Genomic DNA, 17,890 nt, shown 5'->3' with positions numbered 1-17,890 from the left:
CACGTCTCAAACAAGAATCGGTAGCTGTGGCGCCGCCGTACGCGGAACGTTGCCCTTCAGACGTGGATCGTCGAAGACTTCCACCTGCCGCCGGAACGGTGTGAAGCCGGAGCGGGTGTAGAACGGCAGTGCCTGCGGGCTGTCCAGCGTGCAGGTATGCAGCCAGAATCGCTCGATCGGATTGCTCCAGGACAGATCGATGGCGCGGTTCATCAGCCAGCGCCCGGCGCCCGTTCCCATCAGCGCGGACGAGACGCCGAAGAAGGCCATTTCACATTCGCCGGACTTGCGGAAGTCGAGCTCGGCAATGCCTTCGACCAGACCGCCTACTTCGAGAAGGTGCAGTTCGACATCCTGCGCATGCACGTTGGAGGCCAGTTCCTCATCAGTCATTTCGAGACGGGAGGCCCAGAGCCATTCGGCACCGATCTTGCGCTGGATATCGCGGTAAGCCTCCAGATCGATCATCTCGACGCGGCGCAACGTCCACGGCCCTTTCGCCTCTCCGCGCGGCTCGGGTTTCTCAAGCATCTGCAGGTGCGTAACGACGGTCACGAGCTTGTCGGCGGGTACGTCGTGATAGCCATTGTCAAGCATGCTGGTCTCTGTCTTTACGTTCGGCCATGGGGTGCGTGGCGCATCATGCACATGGCGAACGACCCGTCCAGATGCGCCGTCACTCGACGACGCATATCAGCAATTCGGAAATATCAACTGCGCTTGACGATCGGAATGGCGCATGCCTCGCCGCCGTTGAACAGTTTCGAGCGGGTCAGAAACCGCTTCTCGCGTCCGTTGTCGAGCGAGAACATGCCGCCCCGGCCCGGCACGACATCGATGATCAGTTGCGTGTGGCGCCAGACCTCGAACTGGCTGGCGCTGATATAGACCGGCACGCCGCCGATCTCGCCGAGCCTGATGTCGTGGTCACCGACAATGTAGTCGTCGGCCGGATACAGCATCGGCGAGGAGCCATCGCAGCACCCGCCCGACTGATGGAACAGTACATGCGGATGATCGCGCTGGATTTCCTTGATAAATCCGAGCGCCTCGTCGGTTGCAAGGACGCGCGGTTCGCCGTCGATCGTGTCGGTCATGGTTTGATCCTTGGTGGCCATTGCGGTCCGGGGTGGGGTGATCCTCGGAGGCTTGTAAGAGGTCACCCCACCCGCAGCTTCGCTGCGACCTCCCCTCAAGGGGAGGTGCAATAGATCAGAAGAAACCCAGAGCCTTGGGGCTGTAGCTCACCAGCATGTTCTTGGTCTGCTGGTAATGATCGAGCATCATCTTGTGGGTCTCGCGACCGATGCCGGACTGCTTGTAACCGCCGAACGCGGCATGCGCCGGATAGGCGTGATAGCAATTGGTCCAGACGCGACCAGCCTGGATGTTGCGGCCGAAATTGTAGCAGCGGTTGGCATCGCGGCTCCAGACACCCGAGCCGAGGCCGTAAAGCGTGTCGTTGGCGATTTCCAGCGCTTCCTCGTCGGTCTTGAAGGTCGTCACGGAGACGACCGGCCCGAAGATTTCCTCCTGAAAGATGCGCATCTTGTTATGGCCCTTGAACACGGTCGGCTTGACGTAGAAGCCGCCCGCCAGATCGCCTTCCAGATTGTTGCGCTCGCCGCCGATCAGGACTTCTGCACCCTCCTGCTTGCCGATATCCATGTAGGATAGGATCTTCTCCAATTGCTCACTGGAGGCCTGCGCGCCGATCATCGTCGAAAGGTCCAGCGGATTGCCCTGCTTGATCGCAGCAACGCGCTTGATCGCCTTTTCCATGAAGCGATCGTAGATTTTCTCGTGGACGAGCGCGCGGCTTGGGCAGGTGCAGACTTCTCCCTGGTTGAGCGCGAACATCGCGAAACCTTCGAGCGCCTTGTCGAGATAGTCGTCATCCTCGCGCATGACGTCTTCGAAGAAGATGTTCGGCGACTTCCCACCAAGCTCCAGCGTCACCGGGATCAGGTTCTGGCTGGCATATTGCATGATCAGGCGGCCGGTCGACGTCTCGCCGGTGAAAGCCACCTTGTTGATGCGCGGATTGGTCGCCAGCGGCTTGCCGGCTTCAAGGCCGAAACCGTTGACGATATTGAGCACGCCCGGTGGCAGGAGGTCGCCGACGAGTTCGATCCAGACGAGGATCGAGGCGGGCGTCTGTTCGGCGGGCTTGAGGACGACGCAGTTTCCGGCTGCGAGCGCTGGAGCGAGCTTCCAGGCGGCCATCAGGATCGGGAAGTTCCAGGGAATGATCTGGCCGACAACGCCAAGCGGCTCGTGGAAGTGATAGGCGATCGTGTCATGGTCGATCTCGCCGATCGAGCCTTCCTGGGCGCGGACGCAGGAGGCGAAATAGCGGAAATGATCGATGGCGAGCGGCATGTCGGCCGCTATGGTTTCGCGCAGCGGCTTGCCGTTGTCCCAGGTCTCGGCCTTCGCCAGAAGCTCGATATTGTCTTCCATGCGCTGGGCGATCTTCATCAGAATGTTGGCGCGTTCCGTCGTCGACGTGCGGGCCCACTTGTCCTTGGCGGCATGGGCAGCATCCAGCGCCAGTTCGATATCGGCGGCTTCCGACCGTGCGATCTGGCAGAGCACACCGCCGGTCACCGGCGTCGTATTGTCGAAATAACGGCCGCTGACCGGTTCGCGCCATTCGCCGCCGATGAAGTTGCCATACTTCTGCTTGAACGGGTTTTCGACGATTTTCTGATGCAACATGTGATTTCTCCTCCGAAAACAGACTCCAACAATCTGCTGGGAGAAAGGTGCGCCGGAACCGGGAAAGCCGGTAGTGGGGCAGCGCAGGCAAGGTGCGACAAGTGTTTCAGATGTGAGACAGGCACGCGGCACCAAACATGCTGCAATGCGGTAGAGACCCGCCGCACTGCCATAATCGTCAGGAGACGGAAAGCTTCTTCATTTTCCTATAGAGCGTCGCGCGGCTGATACCGAGCGTATCGGCGGCCAGCGAGACATTGCCGTTGGCGCGCGACAGCACACGGCGCAATGCCGCGCGCTCGGCATCGACCAGATCGTCGCCCTGCACCGCCGGTGTCTCGTTCAGAAGATCGGCAGCCGGAACACCGGTGGCGATGCGGCGATCATCCAGATTGAGGCGCAGGCGAGCGGCACGGGTCGCACCCAGCACCAGATCGTCGCGGTCGATGGCCAGCAGCGCCGGACTGCTCTTGCCATCCGGCACCAGCAGGATGCGTGCACCGCTGAAGGCACGACGAAACAGGTTGGCCTCGATGCGAGCGGCGGCATCACGCACCGCCTGCGACAAGAGCATCATCGCCATTTCACCGGCATCGTCGCGGCAGGTGGAGACATCGATCGCCGCGGTAATGCGGCCACGATGATCGCGGATTGGCGCGGTGGCGCAGCTCAAGCCGGTATTGCAACTGAGGAAATGCTGGTCGCGATAGATGACCACGGCCCGCTCGTCGGCAATCGCTGTGCCGATGCCATTGGTGCCGACGCTCGCCTCGCTCCACATCGTTCCCGACCAGAGGCCAAGACCGCGAAAATCCTTGTCGTCGCCGGAAGCGCCCCGGCGTTCGAGAGCGATACCGTTTTCGTCGGTCAACAGCAGGCAGCAGCCCGCCTTGCCAACGGTCGAAAACAGCCGATCCAGCTCGCCTTGGGCCTCCTCCAGCAGATAACCGGATTTTTCACGCGCGTATCCGAATTCCAGTTCGGACAGGCGCAAAGGCGTGCGGGCTTCCTCCGGCACCAACCCGTGGACAGTCAGGCACCGCCGCCATGATGCGGCAACCGACGAGCTTGCGGCCGCCGAAACATGATGTGCGACGGCGTGAACGTGATCGGAATGATTCATCGGCTCTCCTCCCTGAGGGCTGACGGGATCGAGAACTATAGGTGCATCGGTCGCGGGAGGTCCACCGAGACCAAGGTCGTAAATCGGTGACGATCACCAGCTTTCAAGAACCGGAGAGACACCCCGGTATTGCCAGAACCTGTCGATATGATACGGCAGATTTCCGTCAATCGATCATGGTCTCCCGCAATGCTTCGCGACTTCTCGCTCCAGAGCCTGTTCATGGGCGTTCTCACCGCCTTCGTCGGGTTTGCCAGTTCCTTTGCGGTCGTGCTTCACGGTTTGCAGGGCGTCGGCGCGACCGAAGCACAGGCGGCATCCGGGCTGATGGCGCTCTGCATCGCACTCGGGCTTTGCGCCATCGTGCTCAGTGCCGTCACGCGACTGCCGGTCGCGATTGCATGGTCGACGCCCGGTGCAGCCCTGCTCGCGAGTTCCGGAGCGATCGAAGGCGGTCTCGCTGCGGCTGTTGCCGGGTTCCTGATTTGCGCAACACTCGTCGTCATCGCCGGACTGTGGAAGCCACTTGGACGTGCCGTTGCGGCCATTCCGGTCTCGCTGGCCAATGCCATGCTGGCGGGCGTGCTGATCGGGCTGTGTTTCGCACCGGTCAAGGCGGTCGGCGACATGCCGTTGCTCGGCCTGCCAATCGTGCTGGCCTGGGCAATCGTCGGCAGTTTCAAGCGTCTGCTCGCAATTCCCGCCGCCCTCCTCGCCTTCGTCCTCGTCCTGGCTTTCGGGGTCGAGATGCCGGCTGACAACTGGGCGCGCATTTCGGCGACGCTTGTCCCGCATGTCGAATGGATCACGCCGACATTCAATCTGGCCAGCCTCGTCAGCATCGGGCTGCCGCTGTTCATCGTCACCATGGCGTCCCAGAACATTCCAGGCATCGCGGTTCTGAAAGTGAACGGTTACGAGCCATCGCCGGGGCCGTTGTTCGCGACCACCGGTGTCTTCTCATTGCTCAGCGCGCCGTTCGGTGGTCATGCCGTCAACCTGGCGGCCATTACCGCGGCGATGTGCGCCGGCGAAGACGCCCATCGTGATCCAGCGCGCCGCTACTGGTCGGCGCTGATTTCCGGCGTCTGCTACGTCCTCATTCTCGGTCCGTTCGCCGCCACCGTCACCGCGTTTGTCAGCCTTGCTCCACCCATCCTCATCCAGGCGGTTGCGGGTCTGGCGCTGGTCGGAGCCTTCGCGGGGTCTGCCATGGCGGCATTCAAGGACCAGGACAATCGGGAAGCCGCCGCGATCACCTTTCTGGTTACCGCGTCCGGCATCAGCTTCGCCGGCATATCCGGTGCTTTTTGGGGCCTGCTCGCTGGCGGGCTGATGCTGGCGCTGGCGCGTTTCACCCGCTCCCGGCAGCACTGATCTCCGGATCAGGCCGCAGCCGAACGATTTTCTTCCGCGGCATCCTCATCCGTGAAGGGGTCAACTGGCGAAACCGGTGCCTGAACCGCGCCGTTGACAACGTGCTCGATCGCACAGCGCGGCATGGGCTTGCCGAAGAGATAGCCCTGAACCTGCAGGCAACCTTCGTTGCGCAGGAAATCCATATGCTCCTCGTTTTCAACCCCCTCGGCGAGAACCGGAATATCGAGGCTCTGGGCGAGAATGATGGTCGACCGAACGATGGCGGCGGATTGCCGGTTGCTGGTCACGCCATCGATGAAGGCCCGGTCGATCTTGATCTTGTCGAACGGAAAATTCTGCAATGTCGAGAGCGATGAGTAGCCGGTACCATAGTCGTCCATGGCGATTTTCACGCCAAGCTGCTTCAACTGCCGGATGATGTGCAATGCATGCTGCTGGTCGGCCACGATGCCGGATTCAGTGATCTCCAGTTCCAGCCTCGAGGCGGACAATCCCGTTTCCATCAGAATGTCGCGTACCCGGGCCGGGAAATTGGTGTCGGCCAGTTGGGCCGGAGCGACGTTGACGGCGATCTTGACCGGATTTTTCCAGGAAGCGGCTTCGCGGCAGGCGGTCGAGAGCACCCAATCGCCCAGTTCGTGGATGAAGCCGTTCTTCTCGGCGATCGGAATGAATTCCATCGGTGGCACCATGCCGCGTTCCGGATGTTTCCAACGCAGGAGAACCTCGAAGCCGATGACGTCCCGTGTCAGCGAATTGTTCTGGTACTGGTAGTAGAGCTCGAACTCATTGCGCGCGATACCCTGGCGCATGTCCATGGCCAGAATGCTTCGACCGCGGGCGGCATCGTCCATTGACGGCTCGTAGAACCGGATCGAATTGGAGCCGACGCCCTTGGCCCGGTACATCGCCAGATCCGCCTGAGCGAGGAGATCTTCAGGCGTACGCGCGTCCAGCGGATACAGGGAGATGCCGACGCTGGTGCCGACCATAAGGGTCCTGCCCTCCCATTCGATCGGCTTGGTGATCACGGAAATCAACTTTGCGGCAAAGGCCTTTGCATCGGCCTTCATGAAAAAGTTGCTGGTCATGGCCACGAATTCGTCGCCACCAATGCGGGCTACGAATTCGGTATCTCCAAGCACGCCCGACATACGCTCCGCAATGGCACGCAAAACCGCATCGCCAGCCGCATGACCATGCACGTCGTTGACCTCCTTGAAACGATCGAGATCGAAGGAAAGGACCGCCATGCGCGCCGTGTCGTCCTTCAGGGTGCGGATGATCTCGCCGAGATGTTCGCCGAACGCGGCGCGATTGGGCAGACCGGTCAGCGGGTCGTGCAGCGACAGATGCCGGAAACGATCTGCTGCGACGCGCGTGGCGTGGAGATCGATGACATAGGTCGAGGCGCCGAGCCCCAGCATCACGCACATCAGGGACAGAACCATGACTGTCATGAGGCTGTCGGAGATGAGTTCGGCGGAGATAAAGACGAACGGGTCCGGAACAATGGTGATCGCGGTCATGCCGGTGAAATGCATCGACACGATTGCGATGATCATTGCCAGCACACCGCCATATTTGCAGAAACGTGTTACCGGGCGGGCGATGCGGCTGGTAGCGATCGCACCGAACACGATACCGAGGACGATCGAGGCGCCATAATAGGTGGGATCCCACTCGATCCGGCCGGCAATCTGGTATGCCGACATGCCCATGTAATGCATCAGGGCGATGCCGCCGCCCATGATCGCGCCACCAAGCTCGATCGTCGGGCCAGCCTTTCTGATCGCGGTGACGAGGAAACCAAGCGTAGTCATGCCGATGGCGACGCCAAGTGACGTCATGGTCAGGATCGGCTCGTAGGCATGTGGCAGCGATGGCTGAAAGCTCAGCATGGCGATGAAGTGCGTCGTCCAGATCGTGGAGCCGCCGATCACCCCGCCCATGAACAGCCAGTTCAGTTTCTGAACGCCGACCGTCCGACGAACGCGGGCATAGAGCCGCATCGTCAGGATCGAGCCGAGAATGCAGACGAGCGTTGCAATCGCCAGAAGACCGTAATGATGTTCTGTCGCGATGCAGGAAAGGACTTTAAACATGACACACCTGTTTCGAGATGGGTGCAACGTGCCATGCAAGCGCTAAAAGAGATTAACGCAGTCAGGTTTCCATGATTTGACGGTTATCAAGCAGTGAACGAGATCACGCCTGACGTGCAACGCATACCATACGGCCACTTGCGGACGGATTTTCCATCAAAACCGAGCTTTGCTTGCATTCTGCCGGGTTCTCGGTTATGGACGCGCGTCCGCGCAGACACCCTTGGAGGCAAACGCGGATGAGGCCGTCAAAAGTCTCGGTTCATTCGCTCCTATAACATGAGTGGATGAGCTCTCCAAAAACACCAGAAAGGTACGACCATGAGCCACGCATCCTACGAGCTCAAGGCCGAAACGCGCGAACGGGTTGGTAAGGGGTCCTCCCGTGAACTTCGCCGCAACGGTCTTATTCCTGCTGTCATCTATGGCGACAAGCAGGCTCCGATTTCCATCGCCCTCTCCACGAAGGAAGTCACCCAGAGAATTCACGCCGGTGGTTTCATGACCACCATCGCCACGATCGAAGTTGGCGGTGAAAAGATCCGCGTCCTGCCGAAGGACTACCAGCTGGATCCGGTCCGTGACTTCACCATGCATGTCGACTTCCTTCGCGTTTCGAAGGACAGCGTCGTCACCGTTGAAGTTCCGGTTCACTTCGTCAACGAAGAAAAGTCCCCGGGCATCAAGATCGGCGGTGTTCTCAACATCGTTCGCCACGAAGTCGAACTGGTTGTTCCGGCCGACGACATTCCGGAATTCCTGACGGCCGACCTGTCCGGCCTGAAGATCGGCGACGGCATCCACATTTCCAACATCAAGCTCCCGAAGAACGCGCATCCGGTCATCACCGATCGCGACTTCACGATCGCAACCATCGCGCAGCCGGCTGGCGGCACGACGGAAGAAGAGCCTGCATCGGAATAATCCTGGCCTCATAGCCTCTATCAAGAGCCCGCCTCACACCCGTGAGGCGGGCTTTTTGCTGACCTTGGACAACCCTGAACATCAATCGCCACAAGTGTGGCTACAATTTTTCATCCATCGGTTTCAGCAACATTTAAGATTTTCGTGATGTGTTGTCGTCGGGGGAATATTCCGGCTTCAGTGTACGAGAATTCCGAATGGGACGTAAGGCAAGCAAGACGACAGGGTGCGTTCGATGATGCATTCCGTCGAGAACCGTTTTATTGCGATCGTTTGCGGCACGATGCTGATCTTCGTCGCTCCGTTGATCGTTTTGTTCCTGACCTTGTCGACGGACCGCGTCGCACGCGAGCGGCTGCAGAACACCGATATCCTGATGGAAGCCGGCGCCCAGGCGCTCGGCAAACCGCTATGGGATTTCGACACGGATGCCATCGAGCAGATCGCCAGGTCGCTGAGCGCCGATGTCAATGTGATATCCGTCCAGATCAAGGACAGTTCGAACTCCATATCCGTTCAGCTTCCCACAGCCTCGGTGGATTCTGCCCTGCCGCACACCACACTGACCAAAGAAATCTTCTATAACTCGCGGGATGGCCGCAAATCCGTCGGCAGGCTGGAAGTATGGGTCTCGACACCCGGCCTGCTGTCGCGCTTCAGCAAGGACGAACTGTCTGTCTTCGCCATCCTGATCGTCGCCATCGGCATTGTCTTTGCGGCCGCGATCATCGGCAACCGCATTACCATCATCCGGCCGCTGATGCGTCTGACGGCCGCGATCGAGGCCACCCGCCGTCTCGGCTCGCGCCATCACGTGGACTGGACCTCGGACGACGAAATGGGCAGCCTCGCCCATAATTTCAACGAGATGCAGAGCCGGCTGGAACGTGAGGAAACCGAGTTGAAGCTGGCGCACAGCCGTGCGACCGACATCTACAACCTCACCCCATCCATGCTATTCTCGCTGGATCCGTCCAACCGCATCACTGCAGTCAGCGATTACTGGCTCATAGCGACCGGCTATGACCGCTCGGCCGTCATCGGCCACACATTCACCGATTTCGTCGACGAGCACTGGCACGAGACATATCGTGCCCGCCGCACCAATGCCAATTCATCACACGCCAATATCTGCGAAGTGACCGTGCCCTTCATCAAGGCGAACGGCGAGACGATGACGGTACTGATCCTCGAAATGAAGAGCGCCACCAGCGACGAACGCGGTGGTCTCTCACTTTCTGTCATGACCGACGTCACGGAACTGAAGCAGGCGGAAAGCCGCAACCACGCCCAGGCGATTACCGATCACCTGACCGGTCTCCTGAACCGTCAGGGTTTCGAGGCCGCCCTTGACGATGCGATCCGCAACGCCGACGAACAGGAGATCCAACTCGCCTGCATCTTCATCGATCTCGATCGGTTCAAGTGGATCAACGACAATTTCGGCCACGCCGCCGGCGACGAGGTGCTGCGCCAGGTCGTTTCCCGCATCCGCACGACACTGCGTCCGGACGACACGATGTCGCGCCTCGGCGGCGATGAATTCGCCCTCCTCGTCAACGCGACCGAAGTCGAGGCCTTGGCGAGCGAAATCGGCGACCGCATCTGCGCCAGCCTGCGCGAACCGATCATCGTTGAAGGAACCGAACTGTCGGTCAGCGCCAGCGTCGGCATCGCGCTCTATCCAGACCATGCCGCAAATGCCGCGGAACTGCTGTTGAAATCCGACATGGCCATGTATGCCCGCAAGCGTGACGGCAAGAATGGCATGCAGATCTTCGACACCAGCATGCTCGACACGGCGCGCGAACGCCACGAGATGGAACAGTACATCGAAGCGGGCTTGAAGGAAGGCTGGTTCGAAGCCAATCTGCAGCCGATCGTCAGTCTTGGCGACGGCCGCATTGCCGGCTTCGAAGCGCTGATGCGGCTCAACCATCCTGAAAAAGGTATCCTGCCTCCAGGTAAGATCATCAGCATCGCCGAAGAAACCGGCACCATCGCGCAGATCGGTGAACGGGTGCTGGAAAAGGCGATCAGTCATCTGGCGCGCCTGACGAAGCTTGAAGGCGCCGAGACGACCTATCTCGCCATTAACTTCTCGCCGCTGCAGTTCGAGACCACCCTGCCCCACAAGCTTGCGGCGCTGCTGCTGAAAAACCACATCGCCCCGTCCCGCATCGTCATCGAAATCACCGAAGCCGTGCTGATGCTCGACAATCCCGATGTGCATGCGGTCCTGAAGCAGTTGAGCGAGTTCGGCTGCCGGATCGCACTCGACGATTTCGGTACGGGCTATTCGTCGCTCAGCTATCTCAACCGTTTTCCGGTCGATATCGTCAAAGTCGACCAGTCCTTCACCCGGTCGCTGACAACAGGAACGGCCGACATCCGCCGCAAGAGCCGGATGCTGATCAAGGGCATCCGCACCATTTCTCATCAGATGGGCTGCACCGTGGTCGCCGAGGGTATCGAGACCAAGGAACAGTGGGAACTGCTGCGCAAGCTGGGCCTTGATTACGGCCAGGGTTACCTCTTCAGCAGGCCCATGCCGATCGAAAACATGCTATTGATGCTGGAGATGGACTCCGAAGCGAAGGCGACCAGCATCGCATGATGAACAAGGGGGAACGAGTATGAGACAACTGGCGTTCGCACTCGTTCTTCTATGGTCCAGCACAGCCCACGCCGAGCCGTTGAAACTGCTGACGGAGGAATATCCGCCCTATAACTTCAGCGAGAACGGCGTGATCAAGGGCATAGCGGTCGAGCAGGCCGAGTTGATCATGAAGGGGATGGGGGCGGAATACTCCCTCGAAATCCTCCCTTGGGCGCGCGCCCTGTCGCTCGCCGAAAACCAGCCTTCCACCTGCGTCTTTACCACCGGCCACGATGAGGAACGCGACAAGCGCTTCAAATGGGTGGAACCGCTGCTGGTCGATCACATGGTGATGGTACGGAAGGCCGGATCCGGTATCAATCCGACCTCGGTCGAGGAGGCCAAACGTTTCACCGTGGGGACCCAGCGCGAGGATTTTTCCTTCAATTTTCTGGAAAAGAACAAATTTCCCAAGATCGATCTCGCCGTGGACATGGAAACGACCGAGAAAAAGCTGCTGAGCGGACGCATCGACCTGATGATGACCTCGGAAAAGACATTCGAGGCAATGAGGGATCATGGAAAGCCAATCGAATCCGCCCTCGTCCTTGAAGGCAAGCTCTACGGCTTTGCCTGTAATCTCGACACGCCCGATACGGTGGTGGAAAAAATGCAGGTGCAGTTGAATTTGCTGATGGCTGACGGGACACAGGACAAGCTCTTCGTCAAATACGGCCTGCGCCCGAACCGTTAGGACAGGTCCCGCGCTATTCACCGGCAATTGGTGTGGCAAGGCCGGAAAATTGACATCAAGGAAAACAGACGGTTGACATCTGGCCGCCGACGCGCTGCAAGACGGGTCTGTCCGACTGTTAGAGTTACACCCATGCAGATTTTCGCAGGCCTCGGTAATCCAGGCAGCCAATATGCCGGCAACCGCCACAATATCGGTTTCATGGCCGTCGATGCCATCCAGCGCCGCCATTCATTCTCGCCGTGGTCGAAGAAGTTCAAGGCGCTGGTTTCGGAAGGCGAGATCGCCGGCGAGCGCGTGCTGCTGATCAAGCCGCAGACCTACATGAACTTGTCCGGCGAAGCCGTCGGCGAGGCAATGCGCTTCTACAAGCTGGAGCCCAAGGATATCGTTGCGATCTACGACGAACTGGATCTCATTCAAGGCAAGGCGCGGATAAAGACCGGCGGCGGCCATGGTGGCCATAACGGCATCAAGTCGCTCGATGCCCATTGCGGACGGGAATACCGCCGCCTGCGCCTCGGCATCGGTCATCCCGGCTCAAAGGAACAGGTACACAACCACGTTCTCGGCGATTTCGCCAAGGCAGACCGCGTCTGGCTGGAGCCGTTGATCGAGGCGATTGCCGACAATGCCGACATGCTGGTGAAGGGCGAGGATTCACAACTCCTCAACAAGCTGACGCTCGCGACCGGCGGCAAGCCCGAGCCGGAGCCAGTCAAGCCAACAGGAAAATCCCACATCCGCCAGGCCCGTAACAACGCCCAGCCGAAAGCTCTGCCGACCACCGGCCCGATGGCCGACATGCTGAAGAAACTGTTCGGCAACAAGGGGGAATAGATCGAGTCCGGAACAAGACCGGTTTCCAGATTCGCCGCCCTGCGGATATCTGAGCCCCTACTCCTCCGGTTCTGTCGTGAACATCAACGGAAAACCGGCCTCCTTGCCCAGATCGGTCGCCTCCTTGGCCTTACTTTCGGCGATGTCCTTGGCGCAGACAAGAATGACGCAGACGCCCAGCTTGTGGGCGGTCATCATCATCCGGTAGCCGGTTTCCTCGCTCATCCGGAACACAGCCTTCAACACCATGATGACGAATTCTCGTGGCGTGTAGTCGTCATTGACGAGAATGATCTTGTAGAGCTTCGGCCTTTCCAGCTTGGGCTTGGTGATGGTTTTCGGTTTGAGACTGGTGCCGTTTTCGGCCATCTGCAAATCCTCTCGCGAAGTGACGAGGGCGGCGGCGCGTGCCTCCGATGACCCGATATTTGCACTGCCAAGGCCCGCATTCAAGAGGCCGCAGCTGTGGCATCGATGACACGGACGCCGGTCGACTTGCCCGTTCGGGTATCCAGACGGATTGTATCGCAGGCGATTTCACGTATATCGGCACCAGATTTATCGAGACAGGGAGCTTCAAATGATCCTGATCATTTCAGCACGCCCGCAAAGGGCACGGGCCTAGTCAGCGTCGTCGCGCTGCCGGGGGCCAAAGAGCCGGTCGTTTGACCGGACGATTTACCCTGTCTTCGGAAGATCATCCATGGGCAATTCCATAAGGGACAACCGTCCCGACCCCACGCCGCGCGGCGAGCCCGCCGCCGTGGCACATTACTTCACTGCAAAATCCTGGATCGAAGGATCCGCACTCGAACAACTGGCCGCCATGGCAGACATGCCGGGCATGCTGTCGGTTGCTGGATTTCCGGACCTTCATCCGGGCAAATACGGCCCCGTCGGCATGGCGGCGCTGTCCACCCGCCTCTACCCGCAACTCATCGGCACCGACATTGGTTGCGGCATGGGCCTGTTCGAACTCGACCTGCCGCTGCGCAAGTTCAAGATCGAAAAGGCCGTCGATGCGATGCGCCAGCTTGAAACGCCTGCGATTGCCGAAAGGCACATCGCAGTGATGGAGGGCGCACGTTCGTTGATCGCCCACGCCGATGCGCTCGGCACGATCGGCGGTGGCAATCATTTCTGCGAAATCCAGGCAGTGGACGAATTGCTCTCCCCGGACGCTGCGCGCCATCTGGACAAGCAGAAAACCTATCTGCTCGTCCATTCCGGCTCGCGCAATCTCGGCGCAAACGTGTTTGCGGAAACGCTTTCGGCAAACCCCACGCTGGCCGAAGGTCTCGATCCAGCATCCGACGGCGGCATCGGCTGGCTGAAAATGCACGATCTCTGCGTCGAGTGGGCGGCCATCAACCGTCAGGTCATCGCCGAGCGGGCGGCGGCGGTCCTGCGCACCGAGGTTCGCCGGATCACCGATGTGCCGCACAATCTCGTGCGGGCAACTGCGGAGGGCTTCGTCCACTACAAGGGCGCGGCCGCAGTGACGGCGGGTCATGTCGCACCGATTGCCGGTTCGCGTGCCAGTCTCAGCTATGTCGTCGAACCACTCGAAGGGGCGGCCCGCGCCCATTGGGCGATCTCGCATGGGGCCGGCCGCAAATATGACCGGCGCAACATGCATAGGCGCACCGGCAACACCCGCAGCGAGCGCGAAGGCCTGCTGCGCAATGCCTGGGGTGGCGTCGCGATCTGCGACGACCGCCGGCTGGCAATCGAGGAGGCGGCCGGCGCCTACAAGAACGCCGCCCAGGTGGTCGAGGACTTGGCAAGCCATGGTCTCGTTCGGCCGCTCGCCGCGATGAAACCGCTCCTCACCTACAAGAAGGCGGAGATCGACCATGACGAAGCCAAACGGGACAAGGGGCGCGAGCGCCGCCTGGAACGGAGGCACAGACATGGCTGACATCCATTTTCTGGCGGCATCCGGCAATGGCCCGGTTGAATGCCGCATTGCCCTCGCTTCGCTTCTCTCCATTCTGGAAAAGGAGGCGAAGGCCCGCGGCTGCACCTTCGAGGCGACGGCAGGAAGAGCGCCCGACGGTCACGGACCTGCATCCGCGATCGTCACGCTCGGCGGCGGCGACGCCATGCGGATCGCGGCGGAGTATGGCGGCACCATCCAGTTCGTGTTCAAGAGCCCGGTGCGGCCGCATCACAAGCGGCAGAACTGGTTCGTCGGCCTTCGCCAGATCGAGCTTGCCGGTGATGCGGGTGATATCACCATCGATCCGCGCGACATCCGCTTCGAAACGCTGCGCGCCGGCGGTCCGGGCGGTCAGCACCAGAACACGACCGACAGCGCGGTCCGGGCCACACATGTCCCGTCCGGCATTACTGTCATATGCCGCGACGAGCGCTCGCAGCATCGCAACAAGGCAACGGCGATCCGTCGCCTTCAGGCCGCGCTGCAACTGCTTGTCGAGCGCGACATCAGCGATGCCAAGACGGCGCTGTTTCTCGCCAATAAGGATCTGGAGCGGGGCAACGCGGTCAAGGTGTTCCGTCTTTGAGAAAGGCCGCGCCCGGTCCTCGCCGGGCGCGGTTTTCCGCCGGCTTTCACTGCGAAGGCCGAAAATGCGCCTCCCACAGGGCGGCAAGGCTTGACCATATCGGCCCCTTCCCCCATAGGCAGGGCACAGTTTTTCAAGATATGGACAAGGTGCCATGGGTTTCAAATGCGGTATCGTCGGACTGCCGAATGTCGGCAAGTCCACTCTCTTCAACGCGCTGACCAAGACGGCGCAGGCGCAGGCGGCGAACTATCCGTTCTGCACCATCGAGCCGAACACCGGCGAAGTGGCGGTTCCCGATCCGCGCATGCGCAAGCTTGCCGATATCGCCAAGTCGAAGGAACTGATTCCGACCCGCATCTCCTTCGTCGATATCGCCGGTCTCGTACGCGGCGCGTCGAAAGGTGAAGGCCTCGGCAACAAGTTCCTCGCCAATATCCGCGAAGTCGATGCCGTGGTGCATGTGCTGCGCTGCTTCGAGGATGACGACATCACCCATGTCGAAGGCCGCATCAATCCTGTCGGCGACGCCGATACGATCGAGACCGAGCTGATGCTCGCCGACCTCGAAAGCCTGGAGCGCCGCGTCGACCAGACCCGCAAGCGGGCGTCCAGCAAGGACAAGGATTCGCTGGCGCAGCTGCCGATCATGGAAGCCGTGGTCAAGCTGTTGAATGAAGGCAAGCCGGCCCGCCTGCTCCTCAACACCCTGGCACCGGAAGAGATCGAGATCCTCAAGGGCCTGAACCTGCTCACCTCGCACCCGGTTCTCTATGTCTGCAACGTCGCCGAAGCCGATGCCTCGACCGGCAACAAGCACACCGAAGCCGTCGCTGCCATGGCCAAGGAACAGGGCGCCGAATGCGTCGTCATCTCCGCCGCTATAGAAGCCGAAGTCGCGCAGTTGCCGGAAGAGGAATCGGTAGAGTTCCTGTCGGCCCTCGGCCTTGAGGAAGCAGGCCTCGACCGCCTGATCCGCGCCGGTTATCACCTGCTCGACCTCATCACCTATTTCACCGTCGGCCCCAAGGAAACCCGCGCCTGGACCATCGTTCGCGGCACCAAGGCGCCGCAGGCAGCCGGCGTCATCCATACCGATTTCGAACGCGGCTTCATCCGCGCCTTCACCATCGGATATGACGACTATATCGCCTACAAGGGCGAAACAGGCGCCAAGGAGGCCGGCAAGGGCCGCGATGAAGGCAAGGAATACGTGGTCAACGACGGCGACGTCATCCACTTCCGCTTCAACACCTGACGGATTGCCGGGCCTTTCCAATTGAAGGCCGACAACCCTGAATAAGATTGCACCGCCGCCCGTTCCCAACGGGCGGCGTTTTCGCGCCGGCTTTCTTGCCCACCCCGCTTGCCCTTGGATCGATCGGCGATATGTTTGGCGGCGATATTCAATGAGGAGTTTTTAGATGCGCCTGCTTCCCGCCCTGCTTTTGTCCACCGCCCTTGTCACGCAATCCGCACAGGCGGCGGAAATCACCCATCAGGGCGCGCAGGAAATCGAACAGAACTTCACCAAATATCTGCCGGAGAAGCTGGCGAAATCGGGCCTGATCAAGGTCCGCCCCGGCACCACGGACTACGAAGTGACGTTCGATCCGACGGTGCTGGTCAAGGATGTCGATCCGAAGGTATTCACCATTTCCGGGCTGAAGCCATGGCTGGCGCTGATCCGGCCGACGGATGACGGCCTGTGGCAGTTCAACCAGACGGCTGATCTCGATTTGAAAGGGCAGTTCACCGTCGGCACCGAGACGACGGATTTCAGCTACAAGATCGATGGCATGAAGGCTGACGGCACGATCGATCCGGACCTTCTCTATTTCAAATCGGCGAAAATGAGCGCCGACAAAGCCTCCATGACGTCGAAGTCACCGCTGCAATCGGTGGAGGCGACCTTCGGCGCGATGACCTCGACGCTCGACGCTACGCGTGCCACACCGGAAACCATCGACATCCGCTCCAACATGGTGATGAACGGTTTCACCGAAACCATCATCGATCCATCCAAGGTCAAAGTCGATCTGACCGCCGACAGCCTGACGGCGGACGTGGCGTTCAACGGCCTGGGCTATAAGCCGCTGCAGGACCTCATCTTTTTCGTGCTCGACAAGGTGGAGAAGGACAAGAAAGAATTGCTGGCAACCGAGCAGGTCGAACTCAAGGCACTGGTGCGCGCCAACCTGCCGATGTTCGAAAACCTGCTGGAATCGATCGAGGTCGCCAATCTGAAGGTCGGCACACCGACGGGAACCTTCGGCGCCGAAGCCCTGCGCTACACGATCGACACGAACGGCCTGCGCGATCAGGCAAAGGTCGGTTTCGGCATCACCATCGACAAGCCGTCGGTGCCGCCTGGCGTCATCCCCGACGCCTTCACCCCCGCCCTGCCGGAAACAGTGACCACCCGCATTTCACTGGAAAACATCAATCTCGCCAGCGGCATCACCTATTTCATCGACCATGCCGACTTCAATTCGGACAAGCCTCTGACGGACGAACAATCTGCGGAAGCCGGCCGTATCTTCCTGCCAAACGGTGCCATGACGATCCGCTACGACGACGTTTCGGCTCGCTCCTCGATCTACGATTTCAGCCTTTCGGGCACGACGACGGTCTATCCGGACCAGCCGGAAAAGCAGAACACGGACGTCACGATCTCTGCCAAGGATTTCGACAAGACGGTCGAATATCTGCAGAAGAATGCCGCCGCCGTGCCGCAGTTCGGCCAGGCTGCCTTCGTTCTGCTGATGGTCAAGGGGCTTGCCAAGGAAGGTCCGGACGGACGCCAGACCTGGAACATCGTCGTCGATGAAACCAAGAAGGTGAAGATCAACGGCCAGGACCTGCCCTTCCAGCCCTGACATTCAGCGATCCATCATCTCATCCGGGCCGGTTTAA

At 60.2% G+C, this 17,890-nt stretch carries 15 protein-coding genes; 9 read left to right on the top strand and 6 right to left on the bottom strand.

Going from position 1 to position 17,890, the window contains the following annotated elements; genetic code table 11:
• Positions 1-6 precede the first annotated feature (6 nt).
• From ASG68_RS28650 to ASG68_RS28635, 4 genes are all read right to left on the bottom strand, one after another.
• A complete protein-coding gene (locus ASG68_RS28650) occupies positions 7-597 on the bottom strand; it encodes a GNAT family N-acetyltransferase (RefSeq protein ID WP_062576998.1) in 591 nt (196 codons plus the stop codon).
• 113 nt (positions 598-710) lie between these two features.
• Positions 711-1,097 carry a DUF779 domain-containing protein gene (locus ASG68_RS28645; RefSeq protein ID WP_062577103.1) on the bottom strand — a complete coding sequence of 129 codons (387 nt, stop codon included), beginning with the start codon at positions 1,095-1,097 and terminating at the stop codon, positions 711-713.
• A 115-nt stretch (positions 1,098-1,212) separates the two neighbouring features.
• The gene (gene adh, locus ASG68_RS28640; RefSeq protein ID WP_062576997.1) at positions 1,213-2,721 is read right to left on the bottom strand and encodes an aldehyde dehydrogenase; all 1,509 of its coding nucleotides are present in this window, start codon (positions 2,719-2,721) and stop codon (positions 1,213-1,215) included.
• Between the two features lie 178 nt (positions 2,722-2,899).
• On the bottom strand, positions 2,900-3,844 hold the full coding sequence (locus ASG68_RS28635) for a helix-turn-helix domain-containing protein (RefSeq protein WP_062610316.1): 945 nt from the start codon (positions 3,842-3,844) through the stop codon (positions 2,900-2,902).
• 189 nt (positions 3,845-4,033) lie between these two features.
• Here ASG68_RS28635 and ASG68_RS28630 point away from each other — a divergent pair, with 189 nt between their 5' ends.
• Positions 4,034-5,221, top strand: a complete 1,188-nt coding sequence (locus ASG68_RS28630) for a benzoate/H(+) symporter BenE family transporter (protein WP_062576992.1) — start codon at positions 4,034-4,036, stop codon at positions 5,219-5,221.
• An 8-nt stretch (positions 5,222-5,229) separates the two neighbouring features.
• Here the strand turns inward: ASG68_RS28630 and ASG68_RS28625 are convergent, their stop codons facing one another.
• Positions 5,230-7,329: a putative bifunctional diguanylate cyclase/phosphodiesterase gene (locus tag ASG68_RS28625; RefSeq protein WP_062576990.1), complete on the bottom strand. Its 2,100-nt coding sequence runs from the start codon at positions 7,327-7,329 to the stop codon at positions 5,230-5,232.
• Positions 7,330-7,650: 321 nt separating this feature from the next.
• Here ASG68_RS28625 and ASG68_RS28620 point away from each other — a divergent pair, with 321 nt between their 5' ends.
• From ASG68_RS28620 to pth, 4 genes are all read left to right on the top strand, one after another.
• Positions 7,651-8,253 carry a 50S ribosomal protein L25/general stress protein Ctc gene (locus ASG68_RS28620; RefSeq protein WP_062576989.1) on the top strand — a complete coding sequence of 201 codons (603 nt, stop codon included), beginning with the start codon at positions 7,651-7,653 and terminating at the stop codon, positions 8,251-8,253.
• Positions 8,254-8,488: 235 nt separating this feature from the next.
• Entirely contained in the window at positions 8,489-10,870 is a 2,382-nt protein-coding gene (locus ASG68_RS28615) for a bifunctional diguanylate cyclase/phosphodiesterase (protein ID WP_062576986.1), read from the top strand.
• A gap of 19 nt (positions 10,871-10,889) precedes the next feature.
• Positions 10,890-11,606, top strand: a complete 717-nt coding sequence (locus tag ASG68_RS28610) for a substrate-binding periplasmic protein (protein ID WP_062576984.1) — start codon at positions 10,890-10,892, stop codon at positions 11,604-11,606.
• 132 nt (positions 11,607-11,738) lie between these two features.
• On the top strand, positions 11,739-12,446 hold the full coding sequence (gene pth / locus ASG68_RS28605) for an aminoacyl-tRNA hydrolase (protein ID WP_062576982.1): 708 nt from the start codon (positions 11,739-11,741) through the stop codon (positions 12,444-12,446).
• 57 nt (positions 12,447-12,503) lie between these two features.
• Here pth and clpS read toward each other — a convergent pair whose 3' ends face one another.
• Positions 12,504-12,815: an ATP-dependent Clp protease adapter ClpS gene (gene clpS / locus ASG68_RS28600; protein WP_062576980.1), complete on the bottom strand. Its 312-nt coding sequence runs from the start codon at positions 12,813-12,815 to the stop codon at positions 12,504-12,506.
• Between the two features lie 334 nt (positions 12,816-13,149).
• Here clpS and ASG68_RS28595 point away from each other — a divergent pair, with 334 nt between their 5' ends.
• The 4 genes from ASG68_RS28595 (at position 13,150) to ASG68_RS28580 (ending at position 17,853) form a co-directional block, all read left to right on the top strand.
• The gene (locus tag ASG68_RS28595; protein ID WP_062576977.1) at positions 13,150-14,367 is read left to right on the top strand and encodes an RNA ligase RtcB family protein; all 1,218 of its coding nucleotides are present in this window, start codon (positions 13,150-13,152) and stop codon (positions 14,365-14,367) included.
• Positions 14,360-14,974, top strand: coding sequence for a peptide chain release factor H (gene prfH / locus ASG68_RS28590; protein ID WP_062576975.1), 615 nt, complete (start codon positions 14,360-14,362; stop codon positions 14,972-14,974). Before ASG68_RS28595 ends, prfH begins: the two co-directional genes overlap by 8 nt.
• A 154-nt stretch (positions 14,975-15,128) precedes the next feature.
• A complete protein-coding gene (gene ychF / locus ASG68_RS28585) occupies positions 15,129-16,232 on the top strand; it encodes a redox-regulated ATPase YchF (protein WP_062576973.1) in 1,104 nt (367 codons plus the stop codon).
• 166 nt (positions 16,233-16,398) lie between these two features.
• Positions 16,399-17,853: a hypothetical protein gene (locus ASG68_RS28580; protein ID WP_062576970.1), complete on the top strand. Its 1,455-nt coding sequence runs from the start codon at positions 16,399-16,401 to the stop codon at positions 17,851-17,853.
• Positions 17,854-17,890 lie beyond the last annotated feature (37 nt).

Source organism: Rhizobium sp. Leaf453 (assembly GCF_001425605.1).
Lineage (GTDB): Bacteria > Pseudomonadota > Alphaproteobacteria > Rhizobiales > Rhizobiaceae > Pararhizobium.
This window is presented reverse-complemented; position numbering and strand designations above follow the sequence as displayed.

What these genes read in the sequence shown, in the direction of transcription:
- ychF (WP_062576973.1), top strand. Translation starts at nt 15,129, where the DNA reads ATGGGTTTCAAATGCGGTATCGTCGGACTGCCGAATGTCGGCAAGTCC.
- ASG68_RS28595 (WP_062576977.1), top strand. Translation starts at nt 13,150, where the DNA reads ATGGGCAATTCCATAAGGGACAACCGTCCCGACCCCACGCCGCGCGGC.
- ASG68_RS28580 (WP_062576970.1), top strand. Translation starts at nt 16,399, where the DNA reads ATGCGCCTGCTTCCCGCCCTGCTTTTGTCCACCGCCCTTGTCACGCAA.
- adh (WP_062576997.1), bottom strand. Translation starts at nt 2,721, where the DNA reads ATGTTGCATCAGAAAATCGTCGAAAACCCGTTCAAGCAGAAGTATGGC.
- ASG68_RS28645 (WP_062577103.1), bottom strand. Translation starts at nt 1,097, where the DNA reads ATGACCGACACGATCGACGGCGAACCGCGCGTCCTTGCAACCGACGAG.
- ASG68_RS28630 (WP_062576992.1), top strand. Translation starts at nt 4,034, where the DNA reads ATGCTTCGCGACTTCTCGCTCCAGAGCCTGTTCATGGGCGTTCTCACC.
- prfH (WP_062576975.1), top strand. Translation starts at nt 14,360, where the DNA reads ATGGCTGACATCCATTTTCTGGCGGCATCCGGCAATGGCCCGGTTGAA.
- ASG68_RS28615 (WP_062576986.1), top strand. Translation starts at nt 8,489, where the DNA reads ATGATGCATTCCGTCGAGAACCGTTTTATTGCGATCGTTTGCGGCACG.
- ASG68_RS28610 (WP_062576984.1), top strand. Translation starts at nt 10,890, where the DNA reads ATGAGACAACTGGCGTTCGCACTCGTTCTTCTATGGTCCAGCACAGCC.
- ASG68_RS28650 (WP_062576998.1), bottom strand. Translation starts at nt 597, where the DNA reads ATGCTTGACAATGGCTATCACGACGTACCCGCCGACAAGCTCGTGACC.
- ASG68_RS28635 (WP_062610316.1), bottom strand. Translation starts at nt 3,844, where the DNA reads ATGAATCATTCCGATCACGTTCACGCCGTCGCACATCATGTTTCGGCG.
- ASG68_RS28620 (WP_062576989.1), top strand. Translation starts at nt 7,651, where the DNA reads ATGAGCCACGCATCCTACGAGCTCAAGGCCGAAACGCGCGAACGGGTT.
- ASG68_RS28625 (WP_062576990.1), bottom strand. Translation starts at nt 7,329, where the DNA reads ATGTTTAAAGTCCTTTCCTGCATCGCGACAGAACATCATTACGGTCTT.
- pth (WP_062576982.1), top strand. Translation starts at nt 11,739, where the DNA reads ATGCAGATTTTCGCAGGCCTCGGTAATCCAGGCAGCCAATATGCCGGC.
- clpS (WP_062576980.1), bottom strand. Translation starts at nt 12,815, where the DNA reads ATGGCCGAAAACGGCACCAGTCTCAAACCGAAAACCATCACCAAGCCC.